Raw genomic sequence first — 19,026 nt, forward strand, 5'->3', positions numbered from 1 at the left:
AAATCAATTAGTTCAGTATAAAAGCGGGTTATCCAACGCCTAAGGCGCACAGCTAAAAGCTGATACGAATGAAAACAAAAGGAATAATAAAAAACAAAGTCAATATAGTAACACTGGGTTGTTCCAAAAACCTGGTGGATTCGGAGGTACTTTATACCCAGTTAAAGGGAAACGGTATAACGGTTGCCCATGAGTCAAAAAAGGACGATTCCCAGATTGTCGTAATCAATACCTGCGGATTTATTGACGGAGCAAAAGAAGAATCAATCAATACGATTTTACGATATGCTGATGCTAAAGCAGCTGGTATTGTCGATAAAGTATATGTTACAGGCTGTCTTTCACACAGATATAAGGATGAACTCGCGGTAGAAATTCCGACAGTTGACGCCTGGTTCGGAACAAATGAACTTCCACGATTGCTCAAAACGTTAAAGGCGGATTACAAACACGAGTTGGTTGGTGAACGACTTCTTACAACACCTGCGCATTACGGATATCTCAAAATTGCAGAAGGTTGTGATCGCCCGTGTAGCTTTTGTGCAATCCCTTTGATGCGTGGCGGACACGTTTCCCGTCCAATCGACGAGCTTGTTAAAGAAGCAAAATCATTGGCAAAACGAGGCACAAAAGAACTAATTCTGATCGCTCAGGATTTGACTTATTATGGACTCGATATCTACAAAAAAAGAAATCTTTCAGATCTGCTGTATCAACTTTCGGATGTAGAAGGGATCGACTGGATCAGATTGCAGTATGCATATCCTGCCGGGTTTCCGCTTGATGTTCTGGATGTTATGAATGAAAGAAGCAATATCTGCAAATATCTTGATATGCCTCTTCAGTCTGGATCGACGGAAATTTTGAAAAGTATGCGACGTGGGATCACACGTGAAAAAACTGAGGCGCTTATTCATACCATTCGTGAAAAAGTACCTGGAATTGCGCTCCGAACCACGCTGATCGTTGGCCATCCCGGCGAAACGGAAGCGCATTTCGACGAAACTTTTGAGTTTGTTGAAAAAATGCGATTTGACAGACTGGGCGCCTTCCAATATTCTCATGAAGACAACACGCATTCATATACCATGCCTGACGATATCCCTGCGGAAATTAAACAGGAACGTGCGGACGCTATCATGGAATTGCAACAGGGCATTTCTTACGAGTTGAATCAACAAAAAATAGGCAATACCTACAAGGTACTTTTCGATCGCAAAGAAGGAGGGAATTTTATTGGCCGTACAGAATTTGATTCTCCGGAAGTTGATAATGAAGTGTTGATTCCTGCCAGCCAATATGTGCGTTTGGGCGATTTCGCAAATGTAAAAATCACCTCTGCAGAAGAATTTGACTTGTATGGCGAGCTGGTTCCATAATGCACACTATATTTGTCTCAATTGTTAAATATTAAGAGTTTAAAACATGTTACAGCGTATTCAAACCATATTTCTGGCACTTGTGGTTATCAGTATGGGGGTATTCCTTTCTTTCCCAATCTGGCACAAAGTGTCTTTGACCAGTCCTCAAAGGGCAGAACTTTCCGCTCTAAAATTAACGCATCAAATTACACCGATTCAGTCTGAGATTCAGCCGGTATATTATCTCGTTATTGTCGCAATCCTTGTCATTCTGGTCGCAGCATATGCTATCTTTCAGTTTAAGAACCGGGTACTTCAGTCAGCTTTGTGTGCTGTCAATTCTATTTTGCTGACGGTTTTAATGGGTTTGGTAATTTATTTCACCTATTACAAAACTGCAAAACTTTTCGATCCGCAAACTCCCGGGTCATATGAAATGGGCTTTTATGGACTGGTCGCTGCTATGCTTTCCAACGTTTTTGCAAACAGATTTATCAGAAGAGACGAGAAGATTGTGCAGCAGTCTAATCGGTTTAGATAATAACTTCAGTTAAAAGAGGGCCTAAACCAGGCCCTCTTTTAGTAAATCGTGTAAGTGGATAAAGCCTTTTACAAATTCATCTTCCACAACCAAAAGCTGAGTTATACTTTTGGACTGCATGATTTCCAGTGCTTTAACCGCATATTCCTCCGGATGAACGGTGATTGGACTAGCAGTCATGATATCCCGGGCTTTGAGGTTTAGCAGATTGTGAACGTCGTGCTGTTTAAGCATTCTTCGCAAATCACCATCAGTAATTACACCGCGGACTTTTCCTGAATCTTCCACCACAGCCGTGGCCCCCAGCAACTTGGAAGTTATCTCTAAAATAACCTGCTGCAGATTGGCAGATTCATGGATAACCGGTAATAAATTGTTCGGATAAAGATCACACACTTTTAGGTAAAGCCGTTTGCCCAGCGCCCCACCAGGATGATATTTGGCGAAATCGTCGTGACTGAAACCCCTGCATTCCAGCAAACTGATCGCGAGCGCGTCACCCAGTGCCATCGTGACTGTTGTGCTGGTGGATGGTGCAAGATTTAACGGGTCGGCTTCCTGTGGAGCATATGCATGTAAAATATGGTCGGCGTTACGACCAAGGTAAGATTCCTTATTACTCACCATACCAATGATCGTGACCCCTACCCGCTTGAGCAATGGTATCAAAATCTTAATCTCGGCGGTATCACCGCTTCTTGAGATCACGATGACAATATCATTCTGTTGAATCATACCGAGATCACCGTGAATGGCGTCGGCGGCGTGCATGAAAAGTGCCGGAGTGCCGGTCGAGTTAAGGGTTGCGACAATTTTTTGACCAACAATAGCACTCTTTCCCACGCCCGAAACAACAACCCTACCCTCAGAATTCAATATGACATTTACGCATTTTTCAAATTGTTCGTCAATAAGTTCAATCAGATTTTGTAATGCTAAAGCCTCTTGCTGCAGTACGTCTTTTGCTATTGACTGGATATTTTTTATTAATTTCAATTTTGAATTACTGTTTTAGAAGGAACCAATTATTATTATTAATTTCAAAGACAAAGATAAAGAACTTTGGGATAACCCTATTGAATACAAGGCATGGTAAAGAAGGTTGAAAAGGTCGTTTTAGACTCGCTGAAAGAAAGGCTGAAAGATATATTTGGATATAGTCAATTCCGTGGAGAACAGGAAGTTATCATACAAAACATCCTTCTCGGCAAGAACACTTTTGTGATAATGCCAACCGGTGCGGGCAAATCCCTGTGCTATCAGCTGCCTGCACTTGTGAGTGATGGAATGGCCATCGTCATATCTCCATTGATCGCTTTGATGAAAAATCAGGTGGATCAGCTTACTGCTTTTGGAATTAATGCCCAGTTCTTGAACTCGACGCTTACAAAGGCGGAAATGACCAGAGTTAAGACAGATGCCCTGGATGGTTCTCTTAAATTACTCTATATAGCTCCCGAATCGCTTACGAAGGAAGACAATCTTGACTTCCTTAAAAAGGTTAAAATATCTTTCGTAGCCATCGATGAAGCGCACTGTATTTCGGAATGGGGACATGATTTCCGACCGGAATATCGTCGTATTTATGGTATTATTGAGAATATTGGCCAACTGCCAATTATCGCTTTGACAGCGACTGCAACACCAAAAGTTCAACAGGATATTCGTAAAAATCTTCAAATGGAAGAAGCTGAGACTTTCAAGTCTTCCTTCAACCGTAAGAATCTTTATTACGAAATTCGGCCGAAAAAGGATGTTAAAAAGCAGCTGATCAGGTATGTAAGAAATAACAAAGGCAAGTCGGGTATTATATATTGTCTTAGCAGAAAAACGGTCGAAGAAGTCGCCGAATTGTTAAGGGTTAATGATGTTAAGGCTCTTCCTTACCACGCCGGACTGGATAGCAACACGCGCATGTCTAATCAGGATGCATTCCTGAATGAAGAATGTGATGTCATCGTTGCTACCATCGCTTTTGGAATGGGGATTGACAAACCAGATGTTCGTTTTGTGATCCACTACGACGTGCCTAAGTCTTTGGAAGGATATTACCAGGAAACTGGACGGGCAGGACGTGACGGATTGGAAGGAAACTGTTTGATGTTCTACAGCTATGAGGACATTACCAAGCTGGAGAAATTCAACAAAGACAAAACAGTCACAGAACGTGATAATGCTCGCCATTTACTAAACGAAATGGTAGCATATTCAACATTGGGGGTATGCAGACGCCGGCAGCTTTTGAGTTATTTCGGTGAGTATATGGAAAAAGACTGCGGATTCTGCGACAACTGTGTCAAACCAACGGAAAAAGCGAAGGTTCAGGATGATGTGGTTTTGATATTAAGAGCTGTTCAATTGACTGATCAAAGATTTGATGGTGAGCATATTGCAGATCTGATAACTGCTACTGACAACCAGTACGTACGCAGCTATGAACACGACAAACTCGATGTTTTCGGCAAAGGAATTGAGCTGAACGAATCTCGTGAATATTGGCTTTCGGCGATACGTCAGCTCGTAATTTTCAACTATCTGGAAAAGGATATTGAAAATTACGGTATCCTGAAATTAGGAGAAAAGGGCACTAAATACCTTACCGACCCCTACCCGGTAACTTTGCATAAAGACCATAACTTTGAAGAAGAGGAGGTTAAGCCAGAAGACGACGACAAAGAGTCAGCTAACGGCGCAGGTAGTGCCCACGCTTACGATGAGGCTTTGCTTGGGATGCTTAAAGCGCTTCGCAAAAAAGTAGCCAAAGAGAAAAACCTGCCTCCATTTGTTGTATTCCAGGATCCATCTCTGGAAGAAATGGCAACGACCTATCCGACAACCCAACAGGAAATGGCCCAGATCAACGGGGTTGGAATGGGGAAAGTCCAGAAATTTGGCCGTCAGTTTATTGATGCGATTACCCGCTATGTTGAAGAAAACGACATTGAGACCGCGAAAGATGTCGTTATTAAATCAACAGTCAATAAGTCGAAAATCAAGATTTATATCATTCAACAGGTTGACAGAAAGATAAGTCTTGACGAAATAGCTGAGGTTAAGGATCTTGCACTTGCCGATGTTATCGAGGAAGTAGAGCATATCTGCTACTCCGGGACAAAATTGAATCTGGATTACTATATCAATCAGGTTATTGACAAAGACAGACAACAGGATATTTACGATTATTTTATGACTGCCGAAAGCGATAACATCGCGGTAGCCCTTCATGAATTTTCACATGATGAAGTAAGCGAAGAGGAATTAAGGCTTATGAGAATTAAATTTTTATCCGAACTGGCGAATTAAAACACCTTACCTCAATCATTTGAAGCCTTAAGGCGAAATTTTAAAATAAGTTATGAACATACTAATACTGGGATCAGGAGGAAGAGAACATGCATTTGCCTGGAAAATAGCCCAAAGTCCTTTATGTGATAAACTATACGTAGCTCCTGGAAATTCCGGAACATCCTATATAGCAACCAACCTTCCGATCTCATATAACGACTTTGAAGCCGTTGGCAAAGAAGTACTTGAAAAAAATATTGAACTTGTAATAGTAGGACCGGAAGAGCCTCTGGTAAACGGAATCGTTGATTATTTCGCTGAAACTGAATCCTTAAAGAAAATAAAGCTCATCGGTCCGGGAAAAGACGGTGCGCAATTGGAAGGCAGCAAAGACTTTTCCAAGGCTTTTATGCACAAGCACGGCATACCAACATCTGCTTCAGTGACTTTTACAGCGGAAAATTTTGATGCAGGAATTGACTATCTGGCGGAACACTCACTACCTATCGTACTAAAGGCAGACGGACTGGCGGCCGGCAAAGGCGTTATTATCGCTGAGAAACACGACGACGCTGAAAAGGCATTTAAAGAAATGCTGGTTGATGGGAAATTCGGAGACGCAGGTAACAAGGTTGTTGTCGAACAATTTCTGAAAGGAATTGAGCTATCTGTTTTTGTACTCACAGATGGTGAGAATTATAAAATTCTTCCGGAGGCGAAAGATTATAAAAGAATTGGGGAAAACGATACAGGATTGAATACAGGCGGTATGGGCGCAGTTTCTCCCGTTGTATTTGCGGACACGAATTTCCTTAGAAAAGTGGAGGAAAGGGTTGTTAAACCGACTTTGGCAGGCTTAAAAGCTGAAGGAATTAAATACGTTGGATTCATATTCATCGGGTTGATGAACGTAAAAGGAGACCCGTTTGTAATTGAGTATAACGTAAGAATGGGCGATCCTGAAACGGAAGTGGTTTTGCCTCGCATTCAATCAGACTTTGCGATGCTGATGGCGGCTACAGCTAAAGGAACTCTTAACGATTTTGAGATGAATATCTCACCTCAGGTGGCTGTAACTACCGTACTTGTTTCGGGAGGATATCCAGAAGAGTATGAAAAAGGTAAGGTCATTTCAGGAAGTGACAAGGTAGATGATGTGTTTGTATACCATGCAGGCACTACCTTTAATGCAAATACCGAAGTTGTGACAAACGGAGGAAGGGTGATGGCCTTGACGGGCGTTGCCAATTCTCTCGAAAACGCGATCCATAAATCTCAACGCGCCGCTCAGTTGGTGCAATACGAGGGAAAGTATTTCCGGCACGACATTGGTATGGATTTAATTCGTTATAACGATTGATGAAGACGACAAAGATATGGGATGTGGATCATGTTCATCCGGAGGTTGTGGAACAAGTGATAGTTCAACAGCCGGATGTGGAAGTAATGGAGCCTGTAGTTCGGGCGGATGCAATAAAATGAATGTCTTCGACTGGCTGAGCAATATGGATATACCGTCCAGTCAGCGTTTTGATGTTGTTGAGATAAAATTTAAAGGCGGAAGAAAAGAATATTTTCGGAATATAAACCAGCTTGCACTCATAACGGGAGACTATGTAGTCTGCGAAATGGCGTCTGGTCAGCATATTGGTACGGTGTCGCTACAAGGTGAACTTGTGAGGCTTCAGATGAAAAAGAAGAATATTCTTGTCAATGATGACCTTCATGTGCTATACCGCGTGGCCAACGAAAAGGATCTGGACAAACATACGCAGGCTATGGCCCGTGAAATGCCGACTCTTTACCGTACGCGTGAGATTATTCGTGAAATGAAGTTGAATATGAAGTTGTCGGACGTGGAATTCCAGTCGGATAATACCAAAACAACTTTTTATTATTCTTCTGAAGAACGGGTGGATTTCAGGGAATTGATCAAGCTTTTGGCCTCTGAGTTCAAGGTTCGTATCGAAATGAGACAGATCAGTCTTCGTCAGGAAGCGAGTCGTTTAGGTGGATTGGGATCCTGCGGGAGGGAATTGTGCTGCTCCTCGTGGCTGACCGATTTTAAAAACATTTCAACCTCGGCGGCGAGATATCAAAATTTGTCTCTCAACCCTGCCAAACTTTCGGGACAGTGCGGACGACTTAAATGTTGCCTCAACTATGAGCTGGAGACCTATATCGACGCTTTAAAAGATATCCCGACTGTCGACGCCCCGCTCAAAACCAAAAAAGGTATCGCAACGCTTCAAAAAACCGACATATTCAAAAAGATTATGTGGTTCGGGTTTGATAAAGATACCAACTGGTATCCAGTCGCGATAGACAAAGTACTTGAGATTGTTGAATTGAATAAGAAGGATATCATTCCGGAATCGCTTGAAATCCTGACTCCTGAACCAGAAAAAGGCACGGAAAAGGGGTCGCAAAGATTGAACAGTGATCTGGAAAACCTTGATCGTAAATATAGCGAAGAGCAAAAGAAGAAAAAGAAAAAGAAAAATCGCTCGGGTAAAAACAAAAATGGCAACAAGCCGCCGGTGACTCAGGCAACACCTCAGCCCAAAAATTAAGAAGAACGGCTCACGACATAAAAAGTGAGCCGTTTTGTTTAGACATCAAAAGCTTAATACAATGAAGCAGCAGGTTGAAAAGCTGTATCGCATTTCCCAAAAAAAATCAAGGAGGATTATCGGTCTGATGTCGGGCACATCTCTGGACGGCCTGGATATTGCCTTATGCAATATCTCTGGCAGCGGAACTGACACCAGATTGACCACTGAGAAATTCACCACGATAACCTACACCGATTTATTCAAGGAGAATATTCGAAAAATTTTTGCGAAACGCGAGATTGATTTTCAGAACCTCTGCCTCCTCAATCCATATATCGGTATTGAGCAGGGCAAAATGATATTACAATGCCTGAGCGACTGGAATATTGAATCCTCGGAAATTGACCTGATCGCGAGTCACGGACAAACGGTTTTTCATGCACCCAAAAAGCAGCATATGGTCCCAGGATTCCCTAATGCAACTTTGCAAATAGGTGACGCAGACCATATTGCGATGATTACTGGTATTATCACCATCAGTGATTTCCGACAAAAGCATATTGCTGCTGGAGGCGAAGGCGCACCATTGGCGGTTTATGGCGACTATTATCTTTTTTCAAAAAAAGATGAAAACAGAATATTGCTGAATATGGGTGGCATCGCCAATTTTACCTTGCTATCCGGGGATTTTAATTCCGCATCTATTTTTACAACCGATACCGGCCCCGGTAACACGCTGATCGATGCATATGTAAGGCGGTATTTTCATCTGGCCTACGATCAAAACGGGGAGATCGCTGCAAAGGGAACGGTAAGCCAGGCGCTGCTCGCACAACTTAAAAAGAGCGCATTTTTCGATGCATCCTTTCCAAAGACCACAGGCCCGGAAGTATTCAACTTTGAGTATGTGGAACAAGCGCTTCAGAAATCAGGTATTACCTCCATTTCGAGGAATGATATGATTGCCACTTTAACGCAGTTGAGTGCCGATACGATTTCGGACGCCATATTGAAAACTGTCGACGTTTCTCAGCAATATACATTATATACAAGTGGTGGGGGAGCACACAATCCCGTGCTTATGGCTGCAATTCAAGCCAGACTTTCCAATTTTCCAATCAAATCTCTCGAAGAACTGGGCGTAGCCGGCGACGCGAAAGAAGCAGTTCTTTTTGCAGTATTGGCCAATGAAACGGTTGCTGGCAACGATGATTCTTCGTTCGGGCAGCTCGCAGGCGTGCCAAATGTGTCGATGGGTAAGGTTTCTTTTCCGAAGTAGCTGTTAGCTGTTAGCTGTTAGCTGTTAGCTGTTAGCTGTTAGCTGTTAGCTGTTAGCTGTTAGCTGTTAGCTGTTAGCTGTTAGCTGTTAGCTGTTAGCTGTTAGCTGTTAGCTGTTAGGGGAAGTTTTACTTGTTAAAATTCGTTCACTATTAAGTTTATACATCTGCATAATTTCCTGAAAAATTCTGCTAACTTCTCTATTTAACTTATCTATTCCTGAGATGCACGATTATTGGTTTTCATACTGTTATTTTGCAGATTGAAAGACATCAGTGTAAATTATGTACGATATAGTTGTAATTGGCGGCGGAATTGTTGGCTTGGCGACGGCCCTTCGCATTAAGGAACAGAAGCCTTCTCTAAAATTAATAGTTCTCGAAAAAGAGAACGGCGTTGCAAAGCACCAAACCGGCCATAATAGTGGCGTAATTCACTCTGGATTATACTATAAACCAGGCAGTCTGAAAGCCACAAATTGTATCCGGGGATATCAAATGCTGATCGATTTTTGTGATCGTGAAGGTGTGGCATATGATCTTTGTGGAAAAGTGGTGGTAGCTACTACGGAGGAACAAAGGCCCCTACTTCGCAATTTGTTTGAACGCGGCAACCAGAACGGATTGACCCAAAACAAAATGATCAATGCGTCGGAAATTAAAGAGATTGAGCCGCATGTCAACGGTTTAGAGGGAATTTGGGTTCCATATACTGGCATCATCGACTATACCGCCGTTTCCGAGAAATATGCCGAGTGCTTGAAGAAACTCAATGGACAAATCGCTCTGAATCAAAAGGTTACCCAAATAAAAGACCGTGGCGGTTATTCTGAAGTGATCACGCTGACCGGCGAAAGTTATCAAGCTAAATTAGTGGTAAACTGTGCCGGGCTATATTCCGATAAAGTGGCGCAATTGACTCAACCGGAGAATATAAATGTGCGCATAATCCCCTTCCGAGGCGAATACTACAAGATTCGACCTGAAAAGCATTATCTGGTTAAAAATCTGATATATCCTGTTCCCGATCCAAATTTCCCTTTCCTCGGGGTACACTTCACGCGTATGGTGGAAGGAGGAATCGAAGCGGGTCCGAACGCAGTTTTTGCTTTCAAACGAGAGGGGTATAAAAAAACAGACATTAACGTTCCGGAAATGCTGGAATCGCTGGCCTGGCCAGGTTTCCGGAAAGTTGCCGCCAAATACTGGCGTACGGGAATGGGAGAATATTATCGTTCATTTTCAAAAGATGCGTTTACAAAAGCCTTACAGGAACTCATTCCCGATATAAGAAGTGAAGATCTCATCCCTGGCGGGGCGGGCGTTCGCGCCCAAGCCTGTGACTACGACGGTGGCTTGCTGGATGACTTCTCAATCCTGGAAAATAAAGGCGCTATTAATGTTTGTAATGCTCCTTCCCCGGCAGCCACTTCTTCCCTTTCTATTGGGCAGACGGTTTCTGAACGGGTTTTGGCTCGATTTTAGGCTAAACAAACAAACTCATATAAACAAAAACAGGGTGCCCGATCTGAGCACCCTGTTTTTGTTATATGAAGATCTGAACCTACTTACGCATTGATTCGATCACAAATAGCACGAAATGCACTACCGCAAAAACAAGCGAGAAGTAAAATAGCCCGGTATCTGCCCCAGCAGTTTGGGTATGATGTAAAAATGCAACCGCACCCAAAATAACAGCCAAGGCAATACCCGTCATACCAGCTACTTTTCGGCCGTTGGCTAAAGATGCCGGCTGTCCATCCGATAAAATACTGTTTTTGATTCCGTACCAAAGGTATACGTCAAAGCCAATGATCATCCAAACAAAAAGACGAATCCAGGTATCAAGAGGTAAAAAAGCCATCATGAAGAAACAAGTAGCTACTCCCAAAATAGGAATTAACGGCACCAAAGGAGTCTTGAAAGCTCTGGGTACGTCCGGCATTTGTTTTCTCATAACAATGATACCTATACAAACAAGAATAAAGGCAAACAATGTACCTATACTCGTCATTTCGCCCACGACACGTGCAGGAACAAACGCAGCGAACAAACTCACAAACAGCATGAACATGAAATTGCTGCGAACCGGTGTTTGAAATTTAGGATGTACACTCGAGAATATTTTTGGAAGAAGTCCATCCTTACTCATACTGAAGAACACCCGACTTTGGCCCAATAACATCACAAGAATTACGGAAGCATATCCACCCAAAATAGCAACGATAATGGCACGGTTCAACCAAGGATAATCTGGGTGAATAACGCCTGATGCATCCGGTTTACCCATATGTTCAATCGCAACTGCAACGGGTGCAATACCATCCTGTCCTTTAAACGAAAGATAGCTTGTAACCCCTGTCATTACATGCGCAAACAGAATATAAAGAATAGTACAAAGAACAAGCGATCCGAGAATCCCGATCGGCATATCTTTCTTAGGATTTTTTGCCTCCTGAGCTGCAGTACTCACGGCATCAAAACCGATATAAGCAAAGAATACAATGGCTGCGGCCCGAATGATACCGCTGAATCCGTATTCTCCAAAATTACCTGTGTTATCAGGGATATAAGGCGTGTAGTTACTATTGTTGATGTAGCTCCAACCCAGCCCGATGAAAATTATTACGACCGTCACTTTAATCCCCACGATCACTGCGTTCACTTTGGCACTTTCTTCGGTACCTTTCATTAGCAGCAAACTCATCAAGATCACGATAAATACGGCTGGCAAATTTACATATCCACCATCCCAGGGACCTACGGTAAGTGCCGTAGGGAGGTGAACGTCAAAGCCCTCGCAGAATTTGACCAGATACCTACTCCAGCTTATACTAACAGTAGCCGCCCCGACGGCATATTCCAAGACAAGGTCCCACCCGATGATCCAGGCAATAAACTCACCCATTGTAGCATATGAGTACGTGTAAGCACTACCTGCAACAGGTATCATAGATGCAAATTCGGCGTAACATAACCCCGCAAATGCACATCCCAGTGCAGCTACGATAAACGAAATTGTAATTGCAGGTCCTGCCTGATTTGCCGCTGCACCACCGGTTATCGAAAATAAACCTGCACCGATAATTGCACCGACCCCAAGAGCTACCAAACTCCCTGGCCCAAGAGTTCTTTTTAATTGATTCCCCTCACCCGACGATTCCTGTAAAAGCTTTGACAATGGTTTCCTAACCCAAAGTTGATTTGCCATAAAGTATTTTTAATTATAGAGATAGTTCCAAGATTCTATAAAACTAGAATAAAATTTGCTAATACAGCGTTTCTAGAAAATAAAAAAGGGAAAGCAGTATATACTTTCCCTTCTTTAACATATTTGAGTTATACTTTAGCCTTCTTCACTGGCTCAGCGACTGTCGCCGTTGCTAATGCATCTTTCTTCCTGTTTTCACGTTGCAGCAAGTCGATTACGACAGGCGCTGCTACAAATAGTGAAGAATATGTTCCTACGATTACCCCTAGCAACATACAGAAGGTGAATCCACGGATTACTTCACCACCGAAAATGATAAGTACAAGAAGTACAAGAATTACCGAAACCCCCGTAACCGCCGTACGGCTCAATGTACTGTTCAAGGCGTTATTAATAACCGTTGGCAAGCTTTCGTTCCGCGATTTTTCTTTTCCTAAGTAATCCCGGATACGGTCATAGATAACGACCGTGTCATTCATCGAGTAACCAATCATAGTCAGAATGGCACCAATGAAAGCCTGATCAATATCCAGTGAGAATGGCAGAATTCCATTAAACACAGAATAAATCGCAAGGATAATTACCACGTCATGGAATAGTGACACCACCGCACCGTAACTAAATGCCAGCCTCTTGAACCGTATGAAGATATATGCGAAGTTGGCAGCAAGTGCAAGTAGGATTGCATAAATGGCAGATATCATCGTATCGTAGGCCATTGTTGGCCCTACTTTGCTGTAACTCACTATTTGAGCTTTGTTGTCCTTAATAGCCGATGCACCTTTCAATACCTGTGCTTCTGCTTTCTGATCTGCCTCGGGAGCAGTATCATCGATCAGATATGCGGTAGTTACCTTAACCTGGCTTGCACCTCCGAAAGTCTTAACCTCAGGAGTTCCGCCCAACACATCCGTCAAAGCAGAACGAAGTTCGTCTGTTTCCACATCTTTCTCAAAACGAACTACATATGAACGTCCACCTTTGAAATCGATACCTAATCCGAACCCTTTGAAGATAAACGAACCAATACCAATCGCGATGATGATCGAAGAAATGATATAGTAACGACGTCTTTGAGATACGAAATCGAAGTGATTATCCTGAAACCAGTTCTTCGTTAATCCCGAATAAAATTTGAACGTCTCCCCTTTCTTGATTCTTGATTCCAGAAGCAATCTTGTGATGAATATCGCTGTAAACAATGAAGTCAATAAACCGATAACCAAGGTCGTTGCAAAACCAAGTACAAGACCTGTACCGAATACATAAAGGATGATACCCGTCAAAAGTGTTGTTACGTTCGAGTCGATAATCGCGGTCAAAGAGTTTTTGAAACCATCCTGAACAGCTTGAGCAAACGGCTTCCCTTCATGTATTTCTGCCTTAATACCTTCATATATAAGTACGTTCGCATCCACAGCCATACCGATTGTCAAAACGATACCTGCGATACCAGACAAAGTAAGTACTGCTCCCAACGAAGCCATTACTCCCAAAAGCAAGAACAAGTTGATCAAAAGGGCGATATCCGCGATCCAACCGGCACGCGCATAGTATGCAACCATAAATACTAAAACGATCAACAAACCAACAGCCGACGATATAACCCCGTCTCTGATTGCCTCCGCACCTAATGTAGAACCTACCACAGCTTCTTCAACGATGTTTGTTGGCGCCGGCAACTTACCTGCTTTCAGCACGTTCGACATATCCTTGGTTTCCTCCACCGTGAAGTTACCAGTAATGCTTGAGTTACCATTTGGTATCTCGCCCTGAACTGTCGGAGCTGTATATACCAGATTATCAATGATAATTGCTATCGGACGACCAACGCTTCTGGCAGTTAGAGAGCGCCATTTACGGGCACCTTCACCGTTCATACGCATCGTCACTTCCGGACGACCGCGATCATCATAGTCGTGAGTTGCATCAATAATCACATCGCCTTCCATCGCAGCTTCACCACCTTGTTTTTTGATAAAGTAAAGTGGCAAAATCAACTGGCCGTTTTGACCATCCATACCTTTGCGATCCCACATAAATACAAGGTCGGAAGGGAAAAGAGAACGTACTTCAGGACGAGAAAGAATTGCATTTGCTTTCGCTGTATCTTTCAAATAAACCCCCAAACCTTGCGGCATTGGAACAAACAGACTTGTAAGTGCTGCACTTTGAGCTGCCATTGCAGAACTATCTGTTTTAGTCGAATCGCCTTTTTGCTCAAGCTGAGCAGCAAGACCGGTCGCACCAGCCTTTTTTGTAGTGTCAGTAGAAACTGCACTAGCCGCCGCTGGTTTTCCAATTGCTTTCTGAGCAGCATCTTCCTTTGCAAGGAATGAAGCCAAACCTTCGATAGCAGGAGCTAATTCGTTCGTAAGGTATACCTCGCAGAATTCAAGTTTTGCAGCACCAGATAACAAACGACGAACACGTTCAGGATTTTCAACACCTGGGAGCTCAACCAAAATACGGTTGGTATTCGGCAGACGTTGAATATTCGGGTTTGTTACACCAAATTTGTCAATTCTTGCCTGAGTGATTTGAAAAGCACGATCAATAGCACTATTTACCTCAGTATTAAGGATTTTAGCGACATCCGAATCAGAAGAATTACTGTTGATTTTGCCTCTGTTGGCACTTGTGGCAAAAACACTTGCAAGACTTGTCGAAGAGTTGGCCTTATATGCATTTACAAAAAGACTCACATAAGAGCTACTGCTTGTCTTTTGAGCTTCGTTGGCGTCCTTGATCGCTTTTTGAAAAGCAGCACTTCTTGAGTTTCCGCCAGCCATTCCTTTAAGGATATCAGCTGGTGCCACTTCAAGAACAACGTGCATACCGCCTTGTAAGTCAAGCCCAAGCGTAAGTTCGCGTTCCATTACTTCCTGGAGCGTTTGTCCAAGGTATACTGGCTCACGCCACAGGGAATCGATATAATGCTGCTTTTTTGGCAGATCGATTTTACCGTCAGGCGTGGTTGCATAGGCTTCTGCCTTTCCTTTTATGTTTCTTGAAACGAAGGTAAAAGAAAGGTAGTAAACACTGATAATGGCCAACACGATGGTCAAGCCAATTATTCCGTTTTTATTCGTCATTGGGTTTTATAAAAATATTGAGTTTAATACTGAAAGGGGTTGACCATCACCTTAGCGACAGTTCAAAATAATTGATAATCAATATCTTGCGTAGTGATATTGAAAGGGTAAAACACAATCAGGGAGCGTTGGTGACTATATAGCAGGCGAATAATCTGCTAAAGGACGTGATCAGAAAATGTGGTTCTGCATAGGAAGCAACTTCCACTTCCGAACTTTCCAGCAGGTGCCAGATCGGTTCAGGAAGGATATAAAATCCTTGAAAAAAATCGAAAGAAAGTAATGGGGTGATGACAGCATTTAGCGAAAGCTCGCTGACAATCGTTTTTTCTACAGGTACTTTTGCAGAAGTTGAAACGGGGTCTTTCTGGCTAGCCTTAGCTATTTGATGCGACTCCGAAGTACCTTTTTCAGACCAAAACTTACCTCCGGACATCGTCAGAACGACGATGCACATTAATACGGTAAAGAATTGATTAATAAAGGTCTTTGGTTTCACAGATCCTGGGTCTTTTCAAACGAACCGCAAATTTTAGATGAAAAAACCACAATCGCAAATACATTTTACATAAATGCCGTCGGACAGGCATTTATTATATGGCAAAGTGTATTCAAAAGTTCTTTTTCATAATGACTGTAAAACGGATTAGTCCAATTTTAAAATCACTTAATACGTATATAATAAGAGGTCAAACTTCGTCCTTCGTCAACTCTTTTAAATTTCCCGGCATCCGCTTCGGACAAATCTGAAATATATTTCCACGAAAAGCGATACAGCATATGAGATTTTCACGTCGAACATGTTTTAATTAAAACAATTCTTTCCACCTTTTAACTTACCACTTCCATGAGCTTTACAAACGCCATCAGCTGGTTTGAAATACCGGCAACCGACCTCGAAAGAGCCAAAACGTTTTATGAAACGATATTTGAGATGACATTTATTCCATTAGATGCTCCCAATCTGAAAATGCAAATGTTTCCAATTGACGACATGATGACCGGAGTGGGCGGTGCGCTTGTGGATAGCGGTGAATTTCACAAACCCTCGGCGTCAGAGGGTCCGCTGATATATCTTAATGGTAATCCCGATTTGCAATTTGTGTTGGATAGAATCGAAGGAGCGGGAGGAAAGATTCTGGTACCGAAAACACTGATCTCTCAAGATTATGGTTGTATGGCCGTGTTCCTCGATACTGAAGGAAACCGGATTGCCTTACATTCAAATTCTTGAGTTGATGCGAGGAAAAGCGGTAAAATGATATCATTCCGTTGCCGTACCAGCCCAAGCCATTTCTAAAGAAAGATCCGATCTTCAATCAGCTACGGGTTGGAAATCGGATCCTTTCCCTTTTTTGAGGTTTGGATTTGGCACAATATTTAGGCTTTTTGGAGCTCACTGCATCAAACAGACCGAGTGAGATCAATGGCTTATACTACAATTATGAAATACCTACTTTTTATTTTATGCCTCTTTAATGGTTTCTATAGTGCCAATGCTCAGTTCAGCGACTCTTTAAACCATAAGATCAGACTATCAACGTCGGGTACCTTTAACAGAACATCCGAGGGAAAGACCTATTTACTCAACAATGGAGCAAACTTCAGCATCAAGAAAAAACAATATGTGATGAACTCCAACACTACCTGGCTTTACGGAGGGAGTTTGGAAACGCTGACCAATAATGACTTTAATACTTCGCTTGACTTTAATATATACCACAAAAAGATTCCCGATTTGTATTACTGGGGGCTAGTCAATTTTACCTCCAGCTTTTCTTTGAAGATCGACGAGCAGATACAATCGGGGCTGGGACTTGCTTATCGGATAGTTAATAAAGACGGGCTTATGATCAGTGTCAGTGACGGCTTGTTGTACGAAAGAAGTAATATCATTCAGTCTGACAGTGTACCATTGAGATATCAGACCTTGCGAAACTCCTTAAGAGTACAAATTAACTGGAAGCATAAAGATCTCATTACAGTGACCGGAGCAGGGTTTTGGCAACCATCGCTTACCTATCGAGACGACCATATCGTCACGACTAATCTGAATGTTGGTTTTAAAATATGGCGTTGGGTAACCTTGAATACCGCTTTAAACTACAATTTGATCAGCCGGACAGAGAAGGAAAATTTCATACTTACATATGGAATTGTCTTTGAACGATTCTTTTAGAAAACGCAGACTTAATGATATTAAATTATTGACCTTCAATTGTTTAATATTAAATACTTTTCTCTGAGCACCAATATTACTCTTGCCAGGCAGTTTTTTACTCATTACATAAAAAAGACGTTAAACCGATGTCCATCCAGATCGGCGAACACAAAACCATAATATCCTTCTCCGAGCTCCTAGGGTTTTAACAGAAGGACTCCCCCAATTTTCTCCACCTACTTTCCCCAATAAGGGTAGAAACACTTGAAGCTTCGGGTCGTTGGTTCAAAAACAAATTCAAACTTACGCCAACTACTTCATTTAGAGCCAATAATGACCTCCCTGGTGGTGATCTTAAAACGGTATGGTTCAATAGCAGGTTCTTCCGGGCCAATATACTTTGGGAAGACGGCTCTTTACGCATCCGTGATATCCATATTTTTGATGAAAAACTTCCCTCGGTTTACGCAACGCAAAAAGCCACTTCTAATGAGTGTCAGTTCTTTACGCTTCCGGTTATTGACGGATAATTGTGGAGTAAAAACGATGATTTAGCAGGACTGCGCATCAAAACGGTAGTGGATGGTAAGGAAGTTCTGGTCAAAGGCGGCGCCCCGGTTATTACCAGCCCAAATGAAGGTAGACTCCATATAGCGTGGCCGTTGACGAATATAAAAGGGACATTGGTGATTGATTTGATTGAAAACCAAATGACAATGTCTGTAAAAGATGGCCAGCGCGAAAAATGGTTTCTTGATATGAATGTGGCGAAATCCGATAACTTACCATTTAAGAGTGTTGAAAAAGCACAGGTAAAATGTGAATTTGAAGGCTTTGATTACACGATTCCGGCGATTTCCGGTCCATTTTCGAAGCCTGGGAATGGGCAGGTTTTTAGAATTTCTCCCAAAGACAATTTAGTAAAACTTAACCTATCTAATGGAAGAGGATTGAAATGATCCAACGTTTATTCACTCCCGACATAGCAAACACGATACAGGCAGTGAATATTAATAATCCCTTCTTGGTTCCTCGAATTCTGCTTCTTCAATAGAATCAGGCAGAGACCACATGTTTCTGCGCCATTACCAACGTATATAATCATCCACAGTTGACGTATTGCAATTCAGAAATATCTTCCTCCCATTTCCATTAATTCTCCAAAAGCATTACTGAAGCAACTCCATTTTTTGCAGTCGATCCTAATACCTTCTCACAGGTTTTATATTGAAACTTGACTCTATGATTATTAAGCCTAAAATATGAAAAGCAACCAGAAGTTTTGATAACCCGATTGGACTTCTCGCACTCACTAATTCGCAAGAATAAAGAGTACAGCTATTAGTAATCAAATTTTAATAAACAACGGTTACTTTTTAAACATGCCTTCGTCAAAACCTCACAAAACAGTGAATTAATACAAATACAATTCATCACGTCAGAAAGCAGTCACTTGTTTCTCTCAAAATACTCTTCGAACACAGTGGATATTGAAAAACTTCTATGTAACAGAAGATGAAGCCAACGAGGTCATTCTTCA

At 42.2% G+C, this 19,026-nt stretch carries 15 protein-coding genes; 11 read left to right on the plus strand and 4 right to left on the minus strand.

The window, feature by feature from the left end; translation table 11 throughout:
• Window positions 1-68 precede the first annotated feature (68 nt).
• Entirely contained in the window at window positions 69-1,379 is a 1,311-nt protein-coding gene (gene rimO, locus AC1XUD_RS08115) for a 30S ribosomal protein S12 methylthiotransferase RimO (protein ID WP_483360470.1), read from the plus strand.
• A gap of 46 nt (window positions 1,380-1,425) precedes the next feature.
• On the plus strand, window positions 1,426-1,902 hold the full coding sequence (locus AC1XUD_RS08120; protein ID WP_483360471.1) for a DUF4293 domain-containing protein: 477 nt from the start codon (window positions 1,426-1,428) through the stop codon (window positions 1,900-1,902).
• A gap of 21 nt (window positions 1,903-1,923) precedes the next feature.
• Here the strand turns inward: AC1XUD_RS08120 and AC1XUD_RS08125 are convergent, their stop codons facing one another.
• A complete protein-coding gene (locus AC1XUD_RS08125; protein ID WP_483360472.1) occupies window positions 1,924-2,898 on the minus strand; it encodes a KpsF/GutQ family sugar-phosphate isomerase in 975 nt (324 codons plus the stop codon).
• A 93-nt stretch (window positions 2,899-2,991) separates the two neighbouring features.
• Here AC1XUD_RS08125 and recQ point away from each other — a divergent pair, with 93 nt between their 5' ends.
• The 6 genes from recQ (at window position 2,992) to lhgO (ending at window position 10,504) form a co-directional block, all read left to right on the plus strand.
• A complete protein-coding gene (gene recQ, locus AC1XUD_RS08130) occupies window positions 2,992-5,205 on the plus strand; it encodes a DNA helicase RecQ (RefSeq protein WP_483360473.1) in 2,214 nt (737 codons plus the stop codon).
• 52 nt (window positions 5,206-5,257) lie between these two features.
• A complete protein-coding gene (purD, locus tag AC1XUD_RS08135) occupies window positions 5,258-6,547 on the plus strand; it encodes a phosphoribosylamine--glycine ligase (RefSeq protein WP_483360474.1) in 1,290 nt (429 codons plus the stop codon).
• The gene (locus AC1XUD_RS08140) at window positions 6,547-6,669 is read left to right on the plus strand and encodes a hypothetical protein (RefSeq protein ID WP_483360475.1); all 123 of its coding nucleotides are present in this window, start codon (window positions 6,547-6,549) and stop codon (window positions 6,667-6,669) included. Before purD ends, AC1XUD_RS08140 begins: the two co-directional genes overlap by 1 nt.
• A complete protein-coding gene (locus AC1XUD_RS08145; RefSeq protein WP_483360476.1) occupies window positions 6,666-7,760 on the plus strand; it encodes a PSP1 domain-containing protein in 1,095 nt (364 codons plus the stop codon). Before AC1XUD_RS08140 ends, AC1XUD_RS08145 begins: the two co-directional genes overlap by 4 nt.
• A 61-nt stretch (window positions 7,761-7,821) precedes the next feature.
• The gene (locus AC1XUD_RS08150) at window positions 7,822-9,021 is read left to right on the plus strand and encodes an anhydro-N-acetylmuramic acid kinase (protein ID WP_483360477.1); all 1,200 of its coding nucleotides are present in this window, start codon (window positions 7,822-7,824) and stop codon (window positions 9,019-9,021) included.
• A 283-nt stretch (window positions 9,022-9,304) separates the two neighbouring features.
• A complete protein-coding gene (gene lhgO / locus AC1XUD_RS08155; protein ID WP_483360478.1) occupies window positions 9,305-10,504 on the plus strand; it encodes an L-2-hydroxyglutarate oxidase in 1,200 nt (399 codons plus the stop codon).
• Window positions 10,505-10,583: 79 nt separating this feature from the next.
• Here lhgO and AC1XUD_RS08160 read toward each other — a convergent pair whose 3' ends face one another.
• From AC1XUD_RS08160 to AC1XUD_RS08170, 3 genes are all read right to left on the minus strand, one after another.
• Complete coding sequence (locus AC1XUD_RS08160; protein ID WP_483360479.1) at window positions 10,584-12,230, minus strand: amino acid permease; 1,647 nt, start codon at window positions 12,228-12,230, stop codon at window positions 10,584-10,586.
• Between the two features lie 128 nt (window positions 12,231-12,358).
• On the minus strand, window positions 12,359-15,325 hold the full coding sequence (secDF, locus tag AC1XUD_RS08165; RefSeq protein ID WP_483360480.1) for a protein translocase subunit SecDF: 2,967 nt from the start codon (window positions 15,323-15,325) through the stop codon (window positions 12,359-12,361).
• Between the two features lie 118 nt (window positions 15,326-15,443).
• Window positions 15,444-15,824, minus strand: a complete 381-nt coding sequence (locus AC1XUD_RS08170; RefSeq protein ID WP_483360481.1) for a hypothetical protein — start codon at window positions 15,822-15,824, stop codon at window positions 15,444-15,446.
• Window positions 15,825-16,172: 348 nt separating this feature from the next.
• Here AC1XUD_RS08170 and AC1XUD_RS08175 point away from each other — a divergent pair, with 348 nt between their 5' ends.
• From AC1XUD_RS08175 to AC1XUD_RS08185, 3 genes are all read left to right on the plus strand, one after another.
• Window positions 16,173-16,559, plus strand: a complete 387-nt coding sequence (locus AC1XUD_RS08175) for a VOC family protein (protein ID WP_483360482.1) — start codon at window positions 16,173-16,175, stop codon at window positions 16,557-16,559.
• A gap of 210 nt (window positions 16,560-16,769) precedes the next feature.
• Window positions 16,770-17,504 (plus strand): DUF481 domain-containing protein, encoded by a 735-nt coding sequence (locus tag AC1XUD_RS08180; RefSeq protein WP_483360483.1) that lies wholly within the window; start codon window positions 16,770-16,772, stop codon window positions 17,502-17,504.
• Window positions 17,505-18,016: 512 nt separating this feature from the next.
• Window positions 18,017-18,445: a hypothetical protein gene (locus AC1XUD_RS08185; RefSeq protein WP_483360484.1), complete on the plus strand. Its 429-nt coding sequence runs from the start codon at window positions 18,017-18,019 to the stop codon at window positions 18,443-18,445.
• Window positions 18,446-19,026: the final 581 nt, after the last annotated feature.

The organism is Dyadobacter sp. HNCC25DJ184 (assembly GCF_056895215.1).

Coding starts and splice junctions, on each gene's coding strand:
- rimO (WP_483360470.1), top strand. CDS start 69: ATGAAAACAAAAGGAATAATAAAAAACAAAGTCAATATAGTAACACTG.
- AC1XUD_RS08120 (WP_483360471.1), top strand. CDS start 1,426: ATGTTACAGCGTATTCAAACCATATTTCTGGCACTTGTGGTTATCAGT.
- recQ (WP_483360473.1), top strand. CDS start 2,992: ATGGTAAAGAAGGTTGAAAAGGTCGTTTTAGACTCGCTGAAAGAAAGG.
- purD (WP_483360474.1), top strand. CDS start 5,258: ATGAACATACTAATACTGGGATCAGGAGGAAGAGAACATGCATTTGCC.
- AC1XUD_RS08140 (WP_483360475.1), top strand. CDS start 6,547: ATGAAGACGACAAAGATATGGGATGTGGATCATGTTCATCCGGAGGTT.
- AC1XUD_RS08145 (WP_483360476.1), top strand. CDS start 6,666: ATGAATGTCTTCGACTGGCTGAGCAATATGGATATACCGTCCAGTCAG.
- AC1XUD_RS08150 (WP_483360477.1), top strand. CDS start 7,822: ATGAAGCAGCAGGTTGAAAAGCTGTATCGCATTTCCCAAAAAAAATCA.
- lhgO (WP_483360478.1), top strand. CDS start 9,305: ATGTACGATATAGTTGTAATTGGCGGCGGAATTGTTGGCTTGGCGACG.
- AC1XUD_RS08160 (WP_483360479.1), bottom strand. CDS start 12,230: ATGGCAAATCAACTTTGGGTTAGGAAACCATTGTCAAAGCTTTTACAG.
- secDF (WP_483360480.1), bottom strand. CDS start 15,325: ATGACGAATAAAAACGGAATAATTGGCTTGACCATCGTGTTGGCCATT.
- AC1XUD_RS08175 (WP_483360482.1), top strand. CDS start 16,173: ATGAGCTTTACAAACGCCATCAGCTGGTTTGAAATACCGGCAACCGAC.
- AC1XUD_RS08180 (WP_483360483.1), top strand. CDS start 16,770: ATGAAATACCTACTTTTTATTTTATGCCTCTTTAATGGTTTCTATAGT.